At 71.5% G+C, this 18957-nt stretch carries 13 protein-coding genes and 1 pseudogene; 6 read left to right on the plus strand and 8 right to left on the minus strand.

The window, feature by feature from the left end; translation table 11 throughout:
• Nucleotides 1–2: 2 nt before the first annotated feature.
• The 6 genes and pseudogenes from ACFYYH_RS00725 to ACFYYH_RS00750 form a co-directional block, all read right to left on the minus strand.
• Nucleotides 3–509: a MaoC family dehydratase gene (locus tag ACFYYH_RS00725; RefSeq protein WP_388543993.1), complete on the minus strand. Its 507-nt coding sequence runs from the start codon at nucleotides 507–509 to the stop codon at nucleotides 3–5.
• A 3-nt stretch (nucleotides 510–512) separates the two neighbouring features.
• The gene (locus ACFYYH_RS00730; protein ID WP_388543996.1) at nucleotides 513–1529 is read right to left on the minus strand and encodes an HpcH/HpaI aldolase/citrate lyase family protein; all 1017 of its coding nucleotides are present in this window, start codon (nucleotides 1527–1529) and stop codon (nucleotides 513–515) included.
• A complete protein-coding gene (locus tag ACFYYH_RS00735) occupies nucleotides 1526–3538 on the minus strand; it encodes a protein meaA (protein WP_388543999.1) in 2013 nt (670 codons plus the stop codon). The genes ACFYYH_RS00730 and ACFYYH_RS00735 overlap by 4 nt, the downstream gene beginning before the upstream one ends.
• A 100-nt stretch (nucleotides 3539–3638) precedes the next feature.
• Nucleotides 3639–4970, minus strand: a pseudogene (gene ccrA / locus ACFYYH_RS00740) (crotonyl-CoA carboxylase/reductase); the annotation flags it as partial.
• A gap of 481 nt (nucleotides 4971–5451) precedes the next feature.
• Nucleotides 5452–6270, minus strand: a complete 819-nt coding sequence (locus tag ACFYYH_RS00745) for a TetR family transcriptional regulator (protein ID WP_388544001.1) — start codon at nucleotides 6268–6270, stop codon at nucleotides 5452–5454.
• A 93-nt stretch (nucleotides 6271–6363) separates the two neighbouring features.
• Nucleotides 6364–8199 (minus strand): 3-hydroxyacyl-CoA dehydrogenase family protein, encoded by a 1836-nt coding sequence (locus ACFYYH_RS00750; RefSeq protein ID WP_388544004.1) that lies wholly within the window; start codon nucleotides 8197–8199, stop codon nucleotides 6364–6366.
• Between the two features lie 319 nt (nucleotides 8200–8518).
• Between ACFYYH_RS00750 and ACFYYH_RS00755 the strand changes: the two genes are divergently transcribed.
• Nucleotides 8519–9085, plus strand: coding sequence for an adenylosuccinate lyase (locus ACFYYH_RS00755; protein WP_388544006.1), 567 nt, complete (start codon nucleotides 8519–8521; stop codon nucleotides 9083–9085).
• Here ACFYYH_RS00755 and ACFYYH_RS00760 read toward each other — a convergent pair.
• Together ACFYYH_RS00760 and ACFYYH_RS00765 are read right to left on the minus strand one after the other, a co-directional pair.
• The gene (locus ACFYYH_RS00760) at nucleotides 9034–9720 is read right to left on the minus strand and encodes a GNAT family N-acetyltransferase (RefSeq protein WP_388544009.1); all 687 of its coding nucleotides are present in this window, start codon (nucleotides 9718–9720) and stop codon (nucleotides 9034–9036) included. The genes ACFYYH_RS00755 and ACFYYH_RS00760 overlap by 52 nt on opposite strands.
• Before the next feature lie 69 nt (nucleotides 9721–9789).
• Nucleotides 9790–10899, minus strand: a complete 1110-nt coding sequence (locus tag ACFYYH_RS00765; RefSeq protein ID WP_388544011.1) for an Rv2578c family radical SAM protein — start codon at nucleotides 10897–10899, stop codon at nucleotides 9790–9792.
• A gap of 138 nt (nucleotides 10900–11037) precedes the next feature.
• Here ACFYYH_RS00765 and ACFYYH_RS00770 point away from each other — a divergent pair, with 138 nt between their 5' ends.
• The 5 genes from ACFYYH_RS00770 to ACFYYH_RS00790 all read left to right on the plus strand — a co-directional run bounded on the left by ACFYYH_RS00770 (nucleotide 11038) and on the right by ACFYYH_RS00790 (nucleotide 18797).
• Nucleotides 11038–11529: an SRPBCC family protein gene (locus tag ACFYYH_RS00770; RefSeq protein ID WP_388544014.1), complete on the plus strand. Its 492-nt coding sequence runs from the start codon at nucleotides 11038–11040 to the stop codon at nucleotides 11527–11529.
• 388 nt (nucleotides 11530–11917) lie between these two features.
• The gene (locus ACFYYH_RS00775) at nucleotides 11918–14386 is read left to right on the plus strand and encodes an MFS transporter (protein ID WP_388544016.1); all 2469 of its coding nucleotides are present in this window, start codon (nucleotides 11918–11920) and stop codon (nucleotides 14384–14386) included.
• 136 nt (nucleotides 14387–14522) lie between these two features.
• Nucleotides 14523–16958 (plus strand): SpoIIE family protein phosphatase, encoded by a 2436-nt coding sequence (locus ACFYYH_RS00780; RefSeq protein ID WP_388544019.1) that lies wholly within the window; start codon nucleotides 14523–14525, stop codon nucleotides 16956–16958.
• 97 nt (nucleotides 16959–17055) lie between these two features.
• Nucleotides 17056–17787, plus strand: coding sequence for a class I SAM-dependent methyltransferase (locus ACFYYH_RS00785; RefSeq protein WP_388544021.1), 732 nt, complete (start codon nucleotides 17056–17058; stop codon nucleotides 17785–17787).
• Nucleotides 17788–17951: 164 nt separating this feature from the next.
• Complete coding sequence (locus tag ACFYYH_RS00790) at nucleotides 17952–18797, plus strand: NAD(P)H-binding protein (RefSeq protein ID WP_388544024.1); 846 nt, start codon at nucleotides 17952–17954, stop codon at nucleotides 18795–18797.
• Nucleotides 18798–18957: the final 160 nt, after the last annotated feature.

Genomic DNA, 18957 nt, shown 5'->3' on the forward strand with positions numbered 1-18957 from the left:
CGTCACTTCTCCCGCGGCTCGGGGCGGCCGGGCTGCTCGCCGCCGCGCTCCTCGATGTACTTCTCGGTGGGGACCATCACCTTGCGGCGGAACACACAGACGACCGTGGAGTCCTGCTTGTACCCCCTGGTCTCCACATAAACGATTCCGCGGTCGCTCTTCGACCTCGACGGGGTCTTGTCCAGCACGGTCGTCTCGCCGTAGATGGTGTCGCCGTGGAAGGTCGGCGCGACATGCCTGAGCGACTCGACCTCCAGATTGGCGATGGCCTTCCCCGAGACGTCCGGCACCGACATGCCCAGCAGCAGCGAGTAGACGTAGTTGCCCACGACGACGTTCTTCCCGAAGTCGGTGGTCTTCTCGGCGTAGTTGCTGTCCAGGTGCAGGGGGTGGTGGTTCATGGTGAGCAGACAGAACAGATGGTCGTCGTACTCCGTGACCGTCTTGCCGGGCCAGTGCCGGTAGACCGCCCCGACCTCGAACTCCTCGAACGTCCTGCCGAACCGCATCCCTCACACCTCCGGGGCTTCGAAGGCGGTGGTGCGCCGCATCCCGGCGGCGCGCCCCTTGCCCGAGATGACCAGCGCCATCTTGCGGCTCGCCTCGTCGATCATCTCGTCGCCGAGCATCGCGGAGCCCTTCTTGCCGCCCGCCTCCGACGTGTAGTAGTCGTACGCGTCGAGAATCAGCTCGGCGTGGTCGTAGTCCTCCTGGGAGGGCGAGAAGATCTCGTTCGACGCCTCGATCTGGCCCGGGTGCAGCACCCACTTGCCGTCGTACCCGAGCGCCGCCGCACGGCCCGCCACCTCGCGGTAGCCGTCCACGTCCCGGATCTGGAGATACGGGCCGTCGATCGCCTGGAGATCATGTGTACGGGCCGCCATCAGGATGCGCATCAGGATGTAGTGGTAGGCGTCCGCGCCGTAGCCGGGCGGCTGCTGCCCGACCACCAGCGACTTCATATTGATCGAGGCCATGAAGTCCGCGGGGCCGAAGACGATGGTCTCCAGCCGCGGGGACGCGCCGGCGATCTCGTCGACGTTGACCAGGCCCCTGGCGTTCTCGATCTGCGCCTCGATCCCGATCCTGCCGACCTCGAAGCCCATCGTCTTCTCGATCTGGGTGAGCAGCAGATCGAGGGCGACCACCTGCTGGGCGTCCTGGACCTTGGGCAGCATCACACAGTCGAGGTTGTGGCCCGCGCCCTCCACGACCGTGATCACATCGCGGTAGGTCCAGTGCGTCGTCCAGTCGTTGACCCGTACGACGCGGATCTTGCCCGTCCAGTCGCCCTTGTTCAGCGCGTCGACGATGGTGTGCCGGGCACCCTCCTTGGCGAGCGGCGCACACGCGTCCTCCAGATCGAGGAAGACCTGATCGGCCGGGAGGCCCTGGGCCTTCTCCAGGAAGCGCGGGTTCGAGCCCGGTACGGCCAGACAGGAGCGGCGCGGACGCAGCCGGTTCGCGGCGGCTCCCGCCGTCTGCGGGGCGGACGGGGCGGACGGGGCGGACGTGGCAGGCGCGGTCATGCGAGGACCTCCAAGGGGTCGAGCTTGTTCGCTTTCCGGATCTCGTCGACGATACGGCCGATGATCTCGGTGATCCCGAAGTCCTTCGGGGTGAAGACGGCGGCCACCCCGGCCGCCCGCAGCTCCACGGCGTCACCGTTCGGGATGATCCCGCCCACGATCACCGGGATGTCGCCCGCGCCCGCCTCGCGCAGCCGCGCCAGTACGTCGGGCACCAGCGCGGCATGCGAGCCGGACAGGATCGACAGGCCCACACAGTGCACGTCCTCGGCGAGGGCGGCACCGACGATCTGCTCGGGCGTCAGCCGGATGCCCTGGTAGACGACCTCGAAGCCGGCGTCGCGGGCGCGGACGGCGATCTGCTCGGCGCCGTTGGAGTGGCCGTCCAGACCGGGCTTGCCGACCAGCAGCCGCAGCCTGCCCGCGCCCAGGTCACGGGCCGTACGGGCGACGGCGTCCCGGACCACGGCGAGCGGGGTGCCCGGCTCCGCCGTCACCGCGACCGGCGCGCCGCTCACCCCCGTCGGCGCGCGGAACTCCCCGAAGACGTCCCGCAGCGCCCAGGACCACTCCCCGGTCGTCACCCCGGCCCGCGCGCACTCCACGGTGGCGGGCATCAGATCGGCGGTGCCCGCGGCGGCCTTCTTCAGCGCGGTCAGCGCCTCGGTGGCGCGGGCCTCGTCCCGGCTGTCCCGCCAGGTGTGCAGCGCCGCCACCACCCGGGCCTCGTTCGCCGGGTCGACCGTCATGATGGCGGTGCCGAGATCGGCGGTGAGCGGACTGGGCTCCGTGGACTCGTAGCAGTTGACCCCGACGATCAGCTCCTCGCCCGACTCGATCCTCGCCCGGCGTCCGGCGTGCGAGGCGACCAGCTCCGACTTGAGATAGCCGGACTCGACGGCCGCCATCGCGCCGCCCATCGCCTGGATCCGGTCGATCTCCTCCAGGGACCCCGCGACCAGGGCGGACACCTTCTCCTCGACGACCCGTGAGCCGTCGAAGAGGTCCTCGTACTCCAGCAGATCGCTCTCGTGCGCGAGCACCTGCTGTATCCGCAGGGACCACTGCTGGTCCCAGGGCCGCGGCAGCCCCAGCGCCTCGTTCCAGGCCGGGAGCTGTACGGCGCGGGCACGGGCGTCCTTGGAGAGGGTCACCGCCAGCATTTCGAGGACGATCCGCTGGACGTTGTTCTCCGGCTGGGCCTCGGTCAGCCCGAGGGAGTTGACCTGGACGCCGTAGCGGAAGCGGCGCTGCCTGGCGTTCTCGATGCCGTACCGCTCACGGGTGATCTCGTCCCAGATACGGGAGAAGGCCCGCATCTTGCACATCTCCTCGACGAAACGGACCCCGGCGTTGACGAAGAACGAGATCCGGGCGACCACCTCCCCCTTGCGCTCCTCGGGGATACGCCCGGACGCGAACACCGCGTCGAGCACGGCGATCGCGGTGGACATCGCGTAGGCGATCTCCTGGACCGGCGTCGCCCCCGCCTCCTGGAGGTGGTAGCTGCAGATGTTGATCGGGTTCCACCGGGGGATGTGGTTCACCGTGTAGGTGATCATGTCGGTGGTCAGCCGCAGACTCGGCCCCGGCGGGAAGACATGGGTCCCGCGCGAGAGGTACTCCTTGACGATGTCGTTCTGTGTCGTCCCCTGGAGGGCGGCGATGTCCGCGCCCTGTTCCTCCGCGACCACCTGGTAGAGCGCCAGCAGCCACATCGCGGTGGCGTTGATGGTCATCGAGGTGTTCGTACGCTCCAGCGGGATGTCCTGGAACAGCCGGCGCATGTCGCCGAGGTGGGAGACCGGGACGCCGACCCGGCCGACCTCGCCCCGGGCGAGGAGGTGATCGGGGTCGTAGCCGGTCTGCGTGGGCAGGTCGAACGCGACGGACAGGCCCGTCTGCCCCTTGGCGAGATTGCGCCGGTACAGCTCGTTCGACGCCTCGGCGGTCGAATGACCGGCGTAGGTCCGCATGAGCCAGGGCCGGTCCTTCCGGCGGTCGGTCATGGCCGGGCCCTCAGGCTTCGGTGGTGACGGCGGCGGCAGCTGCGGTGGTGGCAGCGGCCGCGGCGGCGACGCGCGGCCGTCCGTCTCGCTCGTCGGACGTGTCACGGAACAGATTGATGGCGTCGATGTGCCGTGCCCGCATCTCCTCGTCGCGTACACCCAGACCCTCACGGGGCGCCAGCGCCAGCACACCGACCTTGCCCTGATGGCGGTTGCTGTGCACGTCGTACGCGGCCTGGCCGGTGTCCTCCAGGGCGTACACCTTCGACAGGGTGGGGTGGATTTTTCCCTTGGCGACCAGCCGGTTGGCCTCCCACGCCTCGCGGTAGTTGGCGAAGTGCGAACCCACGATCCGTTTCAGGGACATCCACAGATAGCGGTTGTCGTACTCGTGGGTGTAGCCGGAGGTCGAGGCGCAGGTGACGATCGTGCCGCCCTTGCGCGTGACATACACACTCGCGCCGAAGGTCTCACGGCCCGGGTGCTCGAAGACGATGTCCACGTCCTCGCCGCCGGTCAGTTCGCGGATGTGCTTGCCGAAGCGCTTCCACTCGCGGGGGTCCTGGTGGTGTTCGTCCTTCCAGAACCGGTAGTCCTCGGCGGTGCGGTCGATGATGGCCTCGGCGCCCATCCGCCGGCAGATCTCCGCCTTCTGGTCACTGGAGACCACACAGACCGGGTTGGCCCCGCCGACAAGCGCGAACTGCGTGGCGTACGAGCCGAGTCCGCCGCTCGCGCCCCAGATCAGGACGTTGTCGCCCTGCTTCATCCCGGCGCCGTTGCGGGACACGAGCTGGCGGTACGCGGTCGAGTTGACCAGGCCGGGCGCCGCCGCCTCCTCCCAGCTCAGATGCTGGGGCTTGGGCATGAGCTGGTTGGACTTCACCAGGGCCAGCTCCGCCAGACCGCCGAAGTTGGTCTCGAAGCCCCAGATCCGCTGCTCGGGGTCGAGCATCGTGTCGTTGTGGCCGTCGGACGACTCCAGCTCGACGGAGAGACAGTGCGCGACGACCTCGTCGCCCGGCCGCCAGGCGTTGACGCCGGGGCCGGTGCGCAGCACGACGCCGGAGAGGTCGGAGCCGATGACGTGGTACGGCAGGTCGTGCCGCTTGGCGAGCTCGCTGACCTTGCCGTACCGCTCCAGGAAACCGAAGGTCGGCAGCGGCTCGAAGATCGAGGTCCAGACCGAGTTGTAATTCACCGAGCTGGCCATGACGGCCACGAGGGCCTCGCCGGGACCGAGTTCGGGCACCGGCACCTCGTCGAGATGGAGCGAGGCGCGGGGGTCCTTCTCCCGCGTGGGGAGACCGGCGAACATCTCGGTCTCGTCCTTGTGCACGGTCACCGCGCGGTACGAACCGGGGACGGGCAGTGCGGCGAAGTCGGCGGACGTGGTGTCCGGCGACTGGATCGCGTCCAGGATTTCCTTCACGGTGGTGCCTCCGGCGAAGCTGAGGGAGCGAGATGCAAGGGGGCTGCTTGCTGGTGTGCGGTGGAGGAGTGCCGTCGGTTCGGCGGGCGCCGCTGATCAGCGGGTAGTGCTGACCGACGGGTGGCTGATCGTGCTGATCGGCGGCGCCGGGTGAGCGCGGGAGGGTGCCTGTGACGCAGGCGTCCTGGCACACGAGCGGGAGGGCTCGTGGGAACAGCCGGACAACTTCACGTTATGGCACTCCGTGACACGTGGCAAGGCACTGGGTGCCAAAAATCTCTCTCACTTGTCACCGGTGCGACTCGCATGAGCAATCAGTACCGCTCCCTCCGCAGGGAGTATCGCCTCATGTGACCATATGGGCGCAGGGTGTGCTGTGCGCGATCATGGAGCCGAACGGGCGACCGTGACGCGAGGGAGGCGGCGGGAACCGCCCGGTGGGCCGGGAAGAGCGCGGACGTGTCCGGAGGAGGGGGAGGGGCTACGCCCCGGCGCCCCGGAGTGCCTGCTTGATGGTCCGCATGACCTCGTCCAGCGGGGCGTCCGTGTGCGCCACCGTCACCAGGACATCCCCACTGGTGCGGGTGGTGGCCACCGCGTGCTCCGGCTTGCCGCCGATGGTCCGGCCCGCGCCGATGCCGGCGCCGAAGGTGTCCCGCACGATCGCGAAGGCCCGGTCGAGCTGCGCCTCCACATCGCCCTGGCCGCCGGCCCGCAGCCAGCGGCGCAGCACATGGTTGTGCGCGGTGACGACGGCGGACGCGGCCACCTCCGCCAGCAGCGGGTCGTCGTTGCCGTCGGTGTGGTCGCGCTCGTCGAAGTGACCCAGCAGATAGCGGGTGAACAGGCGCTCGTAGCGGGCCACCGAGGCGATCTCGCGCTCCCGGAGCGTGGGCACCTCTCGGGTGAGGCGGTAGCGCTCCACGGAGACCGCGGGGGAGGCCGCGTACATCCGCATGACTTCCTTGATGCCCCGGCAGACCGTGTCCAGCGGATGCTCATGGGCCGGCGCGGCGTTGAGCACCGCCTCCGCCCGTACGAGCGTGTCGTCGTGGTCGGGGAAGATCGCCTCTTCCTTGGAGCGGAAGTGCCGGAAGAAGGTCCGGCGGGCGACCCCGGCCGCGGCGGCGATCTCGTCGACGGTCGTCGCCTCGTACCCCTTGGTCGCGAACAGCTCCATCGCCGCGGTCGCCAGTTCCCGGCGCATCTTCAGCCGCTGCGCGGCCGCGCGGGTGCCCGCGGCGCTCTCCGGAACATCGTTCCTGGTGCTGGTACGGGAGGACTTGGCGGGCTGGGACATGAGGTGAACGTACTGCATCGGCGCGGGTGGGCGCGCCCGCGGGGGCGGAGCGCCCGGCACGACGGCCGGCCCCGCCCCGGAGCCGGTCCGCGCTCAGCGTCCGGCGTATTCGCGGAAGCCGCGCCCCGTCTTACGGCCGAGACAGCCCGCGGCCACCAGATGTTCGAGCAGCGGAGCCGGGGCCAGCCCCGGGTCACGGAACGCGCGGTGCAGAACCTGTTCGATCGCCAGCGAGACATCCAGACCGACCACGTCCAGCAGCTCGAAGGGGCCCATCGGATAGCCGCCGCCCAGCTTCATCGCGGCGTCTATGTCGTCGAGCGTCGCGTAGTGCTCCTGGACCATCTTGACCGCGTTGTTCAGATACGGGAAGAGCAGCGCGTTCACGATGAAACCGGCGCGGTCGCCGCAGTCCACCGGGTGTTTGCGGACGGCCGTGGCGACGGCGCGGGCGGTGGCGTGGACCTCGTCGTCGGTCAGGACCGTACGGACCACCTCGACCAGTCTCATCGCCGGGGCCGGGTTGAAGAAGTGCATCCCGATCACGTCCTGCGGGCGTGAGGTCGCGCGGGCGCAGGCGACCACGGGCAGCGAGGAGGTCGTCGTGGCCAGCACCGCGCCCGGCCGGCAGACCTTGTCCAGCGTGGCGAAGAGCTGCCGCTTGATCTCCAGGTCCTCGGCCACGGCCTCGATGACGAGATCGGCCTCGGCGAAGGCGTCCGGGGAATCGGCCGGGGTGATGTGCGCGAGGGCCCGGTCCCGCGCCTCGGTGGTCAGCCGGCCCTTGTCCACGGAGCGCCTGAGGGACTGGGCGACACGGCCCACGGCGTCCGCCGCCTTCTCGGGGGTACGGGCCGCGAGCACCACGTCGAAGCCCGCTGTGGCGAAGACCTCCGCGATCCCGCTCGCCATGGTGCCGGAGCCCGCGACGCCGACCGTGCGGACGGGCCTGGCCCGGCCTCCGGACCGGCCGGGGCCGCCGGATCCGCCGGGATCGTCCGGGCCGTCTGAGCCGGGCCGGGCGGCCTGCGGCGGGGTGAGCGCGTCCGGCACCACCGTGCCGCTGCCGGGACCCTCGTACGTATAGAAGCCGCGCCCGGACTTGCGGCCGGTCAGCCCGGCGTCGCTGAGCTGTCCGAGAACGGGCGCGGGGGCGTGCAGCCGGTCGTGCGAGGCCGCGTACATCGCGTCCAGCACCGTGCGCGCGGTGTCCACGCCGATCAGGTCGAGCAGCGCGAGCGGTCCCATCGGCAGTCCGCAGCCCAGCCTCATCGCCGCGTCGATGTCCTCGCGGGAGGCGTACTTGGCCTCGTACATCGCGGCGGCCTGGTTGAGATAGCCGAAGAGCAGCCCGTCGGCGACGAAGCCGGGCCGGTCGCCCACCGCGACCGGCTCCTTGCCCAGCTCCCGGGCGAGCGCGGTGACCGCCGCCACGGCCCGGGGGGCGGTGAGGACCGAGGAGACCACCTCCACCAGCTTCATTGCCGGGGCCGGATTGAAGAAGTGCAGGCCGAGCACGCGCTCGGGGTGCGCCGAGTCCGCGGCCAGCCGGGTCACCGAGAGCGCGTTGGTGCCGGTCGCGAGGATGGTCGAGGGGCCGACGATGCCGTCCAGGGCCCGGAGGACCCCCTGCTTGATGTCGTACGACTCCGGGACCACCTCGATCACCAGATCGGCGCCGGCGGCGGCGTGCAGATCGGAGAAGGTACGGAACCGGGCGAGGACCGTGCGCCGCTCCTCCTCGGTGAGCCGCTCGCGCTCCACGGCCCGCGCGGTGGACGCTTCGAGCGAGGCGACGGCCCGGGCGGCGGCGAGGTCGCTGATGTCGATGCCGACGACCTCACGGCCGGCGCGGGCGAGGATCTCGGCGATACCGGTCCCCATGGTGCCGAGACCGACGACGGCGACGGTGGAGAGAGGGATGTCCATCAGGGGACTCCAGAGGATGAGTGACGACTGAGGAAGGGCGCGAAAGGGGCGCGCCGCCGTCGTGCGGCGAGCGCCCGCGGCCGAAGCGGGGCGCGGAGGGGCCGGCGGACCCTGTTCCGGGGTCGCGCCGTCCATACGGTCCGGACGGGCCGGACCGCGAGGGTGCTGAACCGACAGCGCTCACGACGGCTGCGTCACCAGGCCATCGGGAGCCACGGGGTTTTCCCGCTCATCTGAGATTAACCGACGGGTAACGAGCGCGCCAGAGCTGGGTCGCTGTGCGCTGGGTCACGACAGTCCGCGACATACGCTGGGCCATATGGATGAGGACCTCCGCTCGCTCGTGGACCGGGTGCGGGACGAGTCCGGTGGGTCCGAGGCATGCGAGCGGCTCATCGCCACCGAGGACCCCGAGGAACTGGCCGCCGTCCTCACCGCCCCTGAACAGCCGCTGTGGGCACGGGAGTTCGCCGCGTTCCGGCTCGGCCGCGCCGGCGACCGGCGGGCGTTCGAGACGCTGGTGCTGCTGCTCAACCACCGTGACCCCGAGCGCTGTGCCGCCGCTTCCCACGCCCTCGCCGGGCTCGGTGACCCGCGTACCCCCAGGGCCGCCGCCGCGCTCGCCACCAACGGTCTCCGCACGGCCTACGCGCTCCATCCCGTACGACTGCTCACCGAGTTACGCGCGCCCGAGTCCGTTCCCGCGCTGATCATGACGCTGGAGCGGCTGCTCGCGCCGGACGAGCCGCACTGGCGGGTGGCGCTCGCCTGTGTCGAGGGTCTGGGCCGGCTCGGGGACGGCCGCGCGCGTGCCGTGCTGGAGGCCGCCCGGGATCATCCTCGGCTGGGCGGCGCCGCCGAGGACGCGCTCAGCCGTCTCGCGTAACGCACCTCGGGCACCTCGACCCCGCCCACCTCGAACGGCTCCCGCGCGCCGTCGGGCGCGAAGCCCGCCTTCGCGTAGAAGCGGCGGGCCCGTTCGTTGTCCGCGAGGACCCACAGCAGCAGAGCGGACGCGCCCCCGGCCACGGCCCTCTCGGCCAGCGCGTCCATCAGCGCCCTGCCGACCCCGGTGGAGAGCCGCTCGGGCAGCACATAGAGCGCGTACAGTTCCGCCGACCCCGCCGGCGCGTCCGCGTCGCGGCTCGGTCCGCAGCAGCCCCAGCCGATCACCCGGCCCCGCGCCTCCGCCACCAGATCGGTCACTCGGCCCTCGCCCCCGACCAGATACTCCCGGCGCCGGGCCGCGTCCTCCTCGACGCTCATCGCGTCCAGATACGCCTGCGGCATCAGGCCCGCGTACGCGTACCGCCAGCCGCGTACCCGGACCGTGGCGACGGCTTCGCAGTCGTCGGCGGTCATCGCGCGGATACGGACGGGGGCACCCGCCGGGCCGGCCGCCGGACCGCCGGCCGGGCCGGACGCGGAGCCGCCGGCCGGATCGCCGGCCGGGTCACTGCTCGGATCACTGCTCGGATCACTGCTCGGGTCACTGGTCGGATCGGTGCTCGGGCCGCTCATGCGGTCATCCTCGCCGACGGCGCCGTCAGCGGGCCAAGGGGTTTCGGCGCCCGCCCGAGCGGTCCGGGTTCACAGCAGTGTGAGCTGGGTGGCGCCCGGCCGGACCGGCAGGCCCGGCCGCCCCGTCCGGTCGTCCCGGTCGGTCCGGTCGACCCTGGCGGTCCGGCCGGCACCGTCGGTGTCCCGGGGGTCGCGGATACGCCGGGCCTCGCCCCTGCTCGCGGGTCCGATGCCGAACTCGTCCGCCAGTTCGTGCACCTGCCGGGTGATCCGGCGCTGGTACCACTTGGGCGCGTAGGCCCCTTCCGCGTACAGCCGCTCGTAGCGCGCCACCAGATACGGATGGTGCTGCTCCAGCCAGGCCATGAACCACTCGCGCGCGCCCGGCCGCAGATGCAGCACGAGCGGTGTCACGGAGGTGGCACCGGCCGCCGCTATCGCCCGTACCGTCGCCCGTAGCTGGTCGGGGCCGTCCCCCAGGAAGGGGATGACCGGCGCCATCAGCACCCCGCAGCCGATGCCGTTCCCGGCCATCGCGCGCACGACGTCGAGCCGGCGCTCGGGGGAGGGCGTACCGGGTTCGACCGTGCGCCACAGCTCCTGGTCGATGAAGCCGACCGAGACCGAGATCCCCACCTCGGTGACGGAGGCCGCCTCCCGCAGCAGTTCCAGATCGCGCAGGATCAGCGTGCCCTTGGTGAGGATGGAGAAGGGGTTGGCGCGGTCGCGCAGCGCGCTGATGATGCCCGGCATGAGCCGGTACCGCCCCTCCGCGCGCTGGTAGCAGTCGACATTGGTGCCCATCGCGATATGCGCCCCCTGCCAGCGGCGCGAGGCGAGCTGGCGCCGGACCAGCTCCGGTGCGTTGATCTTGACGACGATCTGGGAGTCGAAGCCCAGACCCGTGTCCAGGTCCAGATAGCTGTGGGTCTTGCGGGCGAAGCAGTAGACGCAGGCGTGGGTGCAGCCGCGGTACGGGTTCACCGTCCATTCGAACGGCATACGGGACGCACCCGGAACCTTGTTCACGATCGAACGGGCACGGATCTCGTGGAAGGTGATCCCGCGGAATTCGGGGGTGTCGAAGGTACGCGTGGTCACCGCGTCCGTCCCGAAGAGCGCGATGTCCCCGGTCGCTCCCGGCCTTGAGGTGTTCTCGACCAGATTGTCCCAGCGCATGGGTACCTCCTCGGTAGCACTCCCCTCAGAATAGAACACATGTTCCCTTGATCGCTTGCGGCACGGATTTGGGCGGGCGCCCCGGAGGGTGGTTGGGTGGCCGCACCCCACCGAACATCGAGTGCTGGAGGAAGAGCCATGGCGCAGGTCGAGGCCACGACGGAGCGAATCATCGCGGCGGACCCGGGGACAGTGTTCGATGCGCTGGCCGACTACGAGAACACCCGGGCGAAGCTGCTGCCCGCGCACTTCAGCGAGTACGAGGTACGGGAGGGCGGTGACGGCGAGGGCAGCCTCGTCCACTGGAAGCTCCAGGCCACGAAGAGGCGGGTGCGCGACTGTCTGCTGGAGGTGACGGAGCCGAGCGACGGCCGGCTCGTGGAGAAGGACCGCAACTCCTCGATGGTCACCACCTGGACGGTCACACCGGCCGGAGAGGGCCGTTCGAAGGCCGTCGTCACCACGGTCTGGGACGGCGCCGGCGGCATCGGCGGCTTCTTCGAGCGGACCTTCGCCCCCAAGGGCCTGGGACGCATCTACGACACCATCCTCGAACGGCTCGCCGCCGAGACCGAGACCCCGTCGGCGTCCGCGAACGGGACGGGGACCGGGGCCGGTGCCGGGGCGTGACGCGTAACGCGTGACGTCCGCCCGTTCTCGCGGATCCCGGCAGGATCCCGACGGTCTCCTCCGGCGCCGAGAGGCTCCGGACGGTCCGGAGAGATCCCCGCGGACCGTGGCCCGACCGGCCCACCCGGCCGGTCGGCACGACTCGTCCCGGCCGGTCTCGGTATGTCAATGCCGAGGTCACCGTTTCGAGTGGTTTTCCCCGCGGCGCCATTGCGCGCCCCCCGCGTGAGACGTCGCGGGAAAGCCCCTGATGAGCGCCACGGCGTGTGCTTTGCCGCTCAACCCGCCCCCGTCACCACCCCGTTCAGCGGAAGAGCCTTCCGCTTGCTCCTGCTTGGCGTGCAATGTGAAGAATGACGCCGCGCAGGTGCGACGAGGGGAGCAGTACGTGGGCGGGACCACTCTGGTCAAGAACGGCGAGCAGGGCACCGAACACGGCGCCGCGCCGCCCGTGACGCAGGCCGTGGCCGCCACCGCCGGACCGCCGCCACCGCCCTCCGCCGCCGGCGCGGCTCCCGCGGCCCCCGCGGACCCCCTCAGCCCCCGCCAGGTGCGTCTGGTCTTCGTCGGACTGATGCTCGCCCTGCTGCTGGCCGCGCTGGAACAGATGATCGTGGCCACGGCGCTGCCGAAGATCGTTGGTGAACTCCAGGGCCTGGACCGGATGTCCTGGGCGATCACCGCCTATCTGCTCACGGCCACCATCGGTCTGCCGATCTACGGCAAGCTCGGGGACCTCTTCGGCCGCAAGGGCGTCTTCCAGTTCGCGATCATCGTCTTCGTCATCGGGTCCGCGCTGGCCGGCTGGTCCCGCACCATGGACCAGCTCATCGCCTTCCGCGCCATCCAGGGCATCGGCGCGGGCGGACTCATGATCGGGGTCCAGGCGATCATCGCGGACATCGTGCCCGCCCGTGAGCGCGCCCGCTTCATGGGGCTCATCGGCGCCGCGTTCGGGCTCGCCTCCGTGGCCGGACCGCTGCTCGGCGGCTTCTTCACGGACCATGTCTCCTGGCGCTGGTGCTTCTACTTCAATGTGCCCTTCGGTCTGATCACCCTCGCCGTGGTCGCCGTGGTGCTCAGACTTCCCAGGCCGACCGCCCCCGCCCGGCTGGACGTCCTCGGCGCGCTGATGCTCGCCGCCGCCTCCACCTGTCTGGTGCTGCTGGCCAGTTGGGGAGGGACCGAGTACGCCTGGGACTCCCGGGTCATCCTGGGCCTCGCCGCGGGCGCCGCCGGAACCACCCTGATGTTCCTGGTCGTCGAGCACTACGCGGCCGAACCGGTCATCCCGCTGCGGCTGTTCCGCGACTCCGTCTTCACCATCACCGGTCTGGTCGGCGCGGTCGTCGGCGTGGCGCTGTTCGGCGCGGCCAGCTATCTGCCGACCTTCCTCCAGATGGTCGACGGAGCCAGCGCCACCGAGTCCGGACTGCTGATGCTGCCCATGATGGGCGGCCTCGTCCTGGCCTCCCTCGTCTCCGGACAGCTCATCAGCCGCACCGGCCGCTACAAGATCTATCCGGTGCTCGGCGGCGCGCTCTCGGTGGCCGGCATGTGGCTGCTGTCCCGGCTGGGGACCGATATGTCCATGGTCGAATGCGGTGTCGCGCAGGCGGTACTGGGCCTGGGCATGGGCCTGGTGATGCCCGTACTCATCCTCGCCGTGCAGAACGCCGTGCCGCCCGCCGACCTCGGCACCGCCACCAGCGCCAACAACTACTTCCGGCAGATCGGCGGGAGCGTCGGGGCCGCGATCTTCGGCACCCTCTTCGCCAACCGGCTCACCGACGCGCTCGCCGACCGCATCCCCGCCGGGACCGGTCTGCCCGACACCGAGTCCATCACCCCGCAGGCGATCCACGCCCTGCCGCCCGCCGTCCGCGACAGCTATGTCCAGGCGTACGCGGACGCCATGCCGCGGATCTTCCTCTATCTCGTGCCGGTGCTTGTCCTCGGCCTGTTGATCACCTTCTTCCTCAAGGAGAAACCGCTGGTGTCCCAGAACGCCTCAGCCGCCGAGTCCCCCACCGTTCCCGGCGCGCGCCCCGCCCCGGAGGGCCCGGCCACCCTGCCGAAGCAGGCCCCGCCGTACACCTCGGGGGTGGCCGTCTGCGGCAGCGTGCGGCACCACGACGGGTCCCACGTGCCCCACGCCGCCCTCACCCTCATCGATGTCCACGGGCAGCAGATCGGGCGCGGGGCGAGCGGCGGCGACGGCCGGTACGCGCTGAGTGTGCCGGGCTCGGGCTCGTATGTGATGATCGCGGCGGCGGCGGGACACCAGCCCCAGGCCGTCACGGTGACCGTCGGCGAACGGCCCGTGGAACTGGATGTGGTCCTCGGCGGCGCGGGCCGTCTGGCCGGGGCCGTGCTCACCGCCGACGGCTCCCCGGTACGCGACGCCGCCGTGACGCTCACCGATGTGCGGGGCGAGGTCGTGGCGTCCACCCGCAGCGGCCGCGAGGGCGGTTACGTCATCTCCGAACTGGTCGCCGGGGAGTACACCCTCGCCGCCAGCGCCCCCGCCTTCCGGCCCGCGGCGCTTCCGGTCAGCGTCCAGGCGTCGCGCGAGACCCGGCAGGACATCGAACTGGCCGGCGGGGCGGTGCTGCGCGGTACGGTACGGGCGGGCGGCGGCCGTCCCGTCGAGGACGCACGGGTCACCCTGCTGGACGCCGCGGGCAATGTGGTGGACACCCTGACGACGGGGTCCGACGGCACCTTCCGGTTCGTGGATCTCTCCTCCGGCGAGTACACGGTGATCGCGGCGGGGTATCCGCCGGTCGCCACGGTCCTCCAGGTGGCGGGCGGCGGACGTACCGAACGCGATCTCCAACTGAGCCACGAAGATTGACTGAAATTCAGTCAGCGGCGGGGGTGTGCGCGGGCGCGCGGCCTATTAGTTCATTGCCCGGCGCAACTGCTCCGAGGGGCCGTACCGTGGAGGACGGAGCCGCGGATCCTGGCGGCAGGGAAGGAGCCTCCCACCCATGGACAGTGGTGTTCCGCCGGGACCGCCGCAGCAGGCCGCCGCGGCCGGCCGGATTCCGCTCGCCGTGGTCGTCGTGGACGGTGACGGCCTCGTGTCGCACTGGTCGTCCGGTGCACGGCGGCTTTTCGGCCATCCGAAGGAGGAGGCGGTCGGGCAGCCGGCCGGCGATCTGATGCCCGTCGCCGGAGCGCTCGCGACCGAGGAGCGCGGGGTGGCGCACGCCGCGTACGACGGCTACGACGACCTCGGCCCCGAACTGCACATCCGTGGCTCATATCCGACGGCGGGCCGTGCGAAGGTCTCCCATCCGGAGCACGGCAGGCTCGATGTGCTCTGGTGGGCCTATCCGCTGGTCGGTCCGGGACCGGGGCGCCATCTCGTACTCGCCGCGGACGCGGGCCGGTTGCGTCCCGGGCACGGGGAGAGCGACCCGGACATCCTCAGGATCGCCCCGGGCTTCGCCCACCACACGGAGTTCCCCGACGCGGACACGCTGGCCCGGCGGCTGCCGGACATCCTGCCGAACATGGGCCCGGCCGAGTCGGGCCGGATCATCGCGCAGGTCCTCGAACTGGGCTATCCGGTTCTGGAGTTCAGCCATCACGACCGGGTGCCCGTCACTCCCGACTGGGGTGTGCCCCGACGGGCCGCCGGACGGCTCGGCGGCCCCGCGCCCGAGCCGGGGGGCCGGCCGGCCCGGCGCGCGGCGGTGCCCCTGCCCCAGCTCGACCTCGAATACGCGGCGGTGCGTGAGCGGCTGGAGTTCCTGAACGACGTCAGCGGCCGTATCGGGTCCTCGCTCGATCTGGCCCGTACGATCCGTGAGGTCACCAGCGCCGCCGTGCCCCGCTTCACCGACTTCGCGGGGACGCATCTGCGCGCCGCCGTCCTGGCGGGCGAGGGGTTCCCGGACGGCCCGCCCGACGCGACCACCATCTGGCACCGGGTGTGGGTCGAGCACAACGACGAGCCGGGCCGCTGGGACGACACCGTGCCGGTCGGCGAGGCCATCGCCTTCCCCGAGCACACGCCGTTCTTCCAGTGCATGGTCACCGGTGAACCCGTGCTGATCCCCCGGCTGAGCGAGGAGATGGGGAACCGCATCTCCGGTGAGTTCGAGAAACGGGACCTGCGTCCGCTGATCAACCACCGGTCCTTGCTGCTGGTACCGCTGAAGGCGCGCGATGTCGTGCTCGGTTTCATGGTGCTGATGCGGCGGCGGGACCGTGAGCCGTTCGACGACATGGACCGGACGACCGGCGCCGAACTCGCCGCGCGGGCCGGGCTCGTACTCGACAACGCGCGGATGTACACGTATCAGGAGACCGTCGCGGAGGCGCTCCAGGACAGCATGCTGCCCCAGGTCGCGCCGCACATGGCCGGCTGCGACATCGCCACCCGGTATCTGCCGGGCGCCCGGCTCGGCCGGATCGGCGGCGACTGGTTCGACGCCGTCAAACTGCCCGGATCGCGTACCGCCCTGGTGGTCGGCGATGTGATGGGCCACGGGCTCAACGCGGCCGCGATGATGGGCCAGTTGCGCACCGCCGTGCAGACCATGGCGACCATGGAGATGCCGCCCGCCCAACTGCTCCGCAATCTGGACGACCTGGCGCAGCGGCTCGGCGAGCAGTATCTGGCGACCTGTCTGTACGCGGTGTACGACCCGATCAGATCCGAGATCCAGATCGCCAACGCCGGTCATATCCCACCCGTGCTGGTCCGCGCCGAGGACGGCGGCGGCGAGGTGCTCGACATCCCGACCGGTGCGCCCGTAGGAGTCGGCGGAGTGGCCTTCGAGACGGTGACCGTACGCGTGGAGCCGGGCGACCGGCTGGTGCTGTGCACCGACGGCCTGGTCGAGGTGCGCGGCGAGGACATCGGCGAGGGCCTGGCCGCGCTCTGCGCGTCCGCCGCGCACCCCGCCGCCTCCATGGACGACGCCTGCGACACCATCATCCGCGCGCTGAACACCCGAGGCGGCCGCAAGGACGACGTGGCCCTGCTGATGGCCAGGCTCAACGGCATCCCGGACGAGGACGTGGCCGAGTACGAACTCGCCCTGGACCCGCGCGAGGTGCGCAGAGCGAGACGGATGGTGCGCGACCGGCTGCTCGGCTGGTCGCTGCCGGACGCGGTGGAGTCGGCCGAGCTGATGGTCAGTGAGCTGGTCACCAACGCCGTGAGGCACGCGCGTTCCCACCGGGTCGGGCTGCGCCTGGTCCGTACGGACGCCCTGCTGTGCGAGGTCACCGACGACGAACCGGCCCCCGCGGCGCTGCTGGACGCGGGCCGTGACGACGAGTCCGGGCGCGGACTGCGGGTGGTGAGCAGTCTGGCGCGGGAGTGGGGGACGAGCAGTACGGCACGGGGCAAGACGGTCTGGTTCGAGCAGTCCCTGACGCGGAACCCGCCCTTCCGCCACCACGGTTGACGTGAGAACGCTCCCGCGCCTTGTCCCCGGACCCGGGGGACGGTAGTCCGGACGGGTACAACCCGCCTCTGGCGGGCCGGACCTGTGGGGAGACCGTATGGACGTGTCACAGCGTTACCGCGAGGCGTGGGAAGGCTACTGGCGGGAGACCTCGGACACACCGGGCGAGGCGATCTGGGACGCCGACCCGTCCCTCACCGCGATTCCGCACAGCGAGCTGCTGCTGCCGTACGCGGATGTCTCGCTTCCCGTGGTCGACCTGGGGTGCGGCAACGGCACCCAGACCCGCTATCTGGCCACCCGGTTCGCCCGCGCGATCGGTGTCGACCTGTCCCACGCGGCGATCGAGCACGCGCGGCGCGCGGACACAGCGAAGACCGCCGCGTTCGAACAGCTCGATCTGGTCGACGGGGACGCCGTGCGCGCGTTGCGGGACCGGATCGGTGACACCCATGTGTATATGCGGGCGGTCATCCACCAGAGCGAGCCCCAGGACCGTCCCGCGGTCGCGGGGGCGGTCGCCGAACTGCTCGGCGAGCGCGGCAGGGCGTTCGTCGTGGAGCTGACCCCCGCGTCGAAGGCCGTGTTCCAGCGGGCCGCGTCGGGACCGGACGGTCCGCCCGCGAAGCTGCGGCGGGTTTTCGACCACGGCCTCAAGCCGGCCGGTGCCACGGACCAGGAGGTGCCGTCCGTACTGCGCGCGGCGGGCCTGACGATCCTGGCGACCGGTGACACGGCGCTGGCCCAGACGGAGACGATGCCGGACGGGACGCGGATCGACCTGCCGGCCAGGTGGTTCGTCCTCGCGAGGGAGGGCGCGAGGGAGTGACCGGGCCGGCGCCGCGGACCTCCCCGGCGCGTCGACGCCGGGGCCGGTCACCGCAGCGCCCTGTCGGCACAGGGTCCCGCCGCCACAGGGTCCCGTCGCCACCGGGTCCCGTCGACACCGGGGCCGGGAGTGAGGACCCCGGCGTCACGGGTGAGACTTTTGTCATGACACGTGAACCGACAGTGGTAATCGGCGGTACGGGCAAGACGGGCCGCCGGGTCGTCGCCCGGCTGCGCGAGCGGGGCGTGCCGACGCGCGCCGCCTCGCGCTCCGGGCAGACGCCGTTCGACTGGGAGGACCCCTCCACCTGGAACGCCGCGCTGGACGGCGCCGGGAGCGTGTACATCGTTCCGCTGGACATCGCTCCCTCCCGGACCCCCGCGCTGGTGGAGCGGGCCGTGGCGAGCGGCGTCACGCGGCTGGTGCTGCTCTCCGCCCGGGGGGCCGACGTCCCGGGCTACTTCGGCCCGGCCTTCGACGGCGGCCCCCATGTCGAGGGGGAGCACGCGGTGCGTGCCTCGGGCGTGGCGTGGACGATCCTGCGCCCCGGCTGGTTCGCGCAGAACTTCAGCGAGGGCGCGTTCCGCGACGAGGTGGCCGCCGGTGAACTCTCGCTGGCCGCCGGGGACGGCGCGGCGTCCTTCGTGGACGCCGAGGACATCGCCGAGGTCGCGGTCGCCGCGCTCACCGGACCGGGCCACGACGGCGAGGTCTACGAACTGTCCGGGCCGCGCGCCCTGACCGTCGACGACTGCCTGGCCGAGATCGCCCGGGTCACGGGTCACCGGGCCCGCTATGTCCCGCTGGACGAGGCCGCCTACCGCGCGCGCCTGACGTCCCGGGGGGTGTCCGAGGAGGAGGCGTCCACCTGGGCCGACGCCCTGAAGCCGATCAGGACGAGCCTGGAGGCCCCCGTACTCGACGGTGTCGTACGCGCACTGGGCCGGCCGCCGCGCGACTTCGCGGAGTTCGCGCGTACGGAGGCCGCGGCGGGCGCCTGGCGGGTGTGAGCGAAGCCGCCGCCGGAGCCGCCGCCGGGGGCCGCCGGGCCCGTCATCGGGGCCGCCGCCGGGGACGGTCGCGAGAGGCCGTCGCGAGAGGTTCCGTCGCAGGCCGGGGCCCGGCTTCCGTCCCTCGTCCGGGCGGGAACCGGGCCCCGCCGGGGTGAGG

It is taken from the genome of Streptomyces sp. NPDC002018 (assembly GCF_042890865.1).
Classification (GTDB): domain Bacteria; phylum Actinomycetota; class Actinomycetes; order Streptomycetales; family Streptomycetaceae; genus Streptomyces.

What these genes read in the sequence shown, in the direction of transcription:
- ACFYYH_RS00780 (WP_388544019.1), top strand. Translation starts at nt 14,523, where the DNA reads ATGGACAGTGGTGTTCCGCCGGGACCGCCGCAGCAGGCCGCCGCGGCC.
- ACFYYH_RS00770 (WP_388544014.1), top strand. Translation starts at nt 11,038, where the DNA reads ATGGCGCAGGTCGAGGCCACGACGGAGCGAATCATCGCGGCGGACCCG.
- ACFYYH_RS00790 (WP_388544024.1), top strand. Translation starts at nt 17,952, where the DNA reads ATGACACGTGAACCGACAGTGGTAATCGGCGGTACGGGCAAGACGGGC.
- ACFYYH_RS00730 (WP_388543996.1), bottom strand. Translation starts at nt 1,529, where the DNA reads ATGACCGCGCCTGCCACGTCCGCCCCGTCCGCCCCGTCCGCCCCGCAG.
- ACFYYH_RS00765 (WP_388544011.1), bottom strand. Translation starts at nt 10,899, where the DNA reads ATGCGCTGGGACAATCTGGTCGAGAACACCTCAAGGCCGGGAGCGACC.
- ACFYYH_RS00745 (WP_388544001.1), bottom strand. Translation starts at nt 6,270, where the DNA reads ATGTCCCAGCCCGCCAAGTCCTCCCGTACCAGCACCAGGAACGATGTT.
- ACFYYH_RS00760 (WP_388544009.1), bottom strand. Translation starts at nt 9,720, where the DNA reads ATGAGCGGCCCGAGCACCGATCCGACCAGTGACCCGAGCAGTGATCCG.
- ACFYYH_RS00785 (WP_388544021.1), top strand. Translation starts at nt 17,056, where the DNA reads ATGGACGTGTCACAGCGTTACCGCGAGGCGTGGGAAGGCTACTGGCGG.
- ACFYYH_RS00725 (WP_388543993.1), bottom strand. Translation starts at nt 509, where the DNA reads ATGCGGTTCGGCAGGACGTTCGAGGAGTTCGAGGTCGGGGCGGTCTAC.
- ACFYYH_RS00750 (WP_388544004.1), bottom strand. Translation starts at nt 8,199, where the DNA reads ATGGACATCCCTCTCTCCACCGTCGCCGTCGTCGGTCTCGGCACCATG.
- ACFYYH_RS00735 (WP_388543999.1), bottom strand. Translation starts at nt 3,538, where the DNA reads ATGACCGACCGCCGGAAGGACCGGCCCTGGCTCATGCGGACCTACGCC.
- ACFYYH_RS00755 (WP_388544006.1), top strand. Translation starts at nt 8,519, where the DNA reads ATGGATGAGGACCTCCGCTCGCTCGTGGACCGGGTGCGGGACGAGTCC.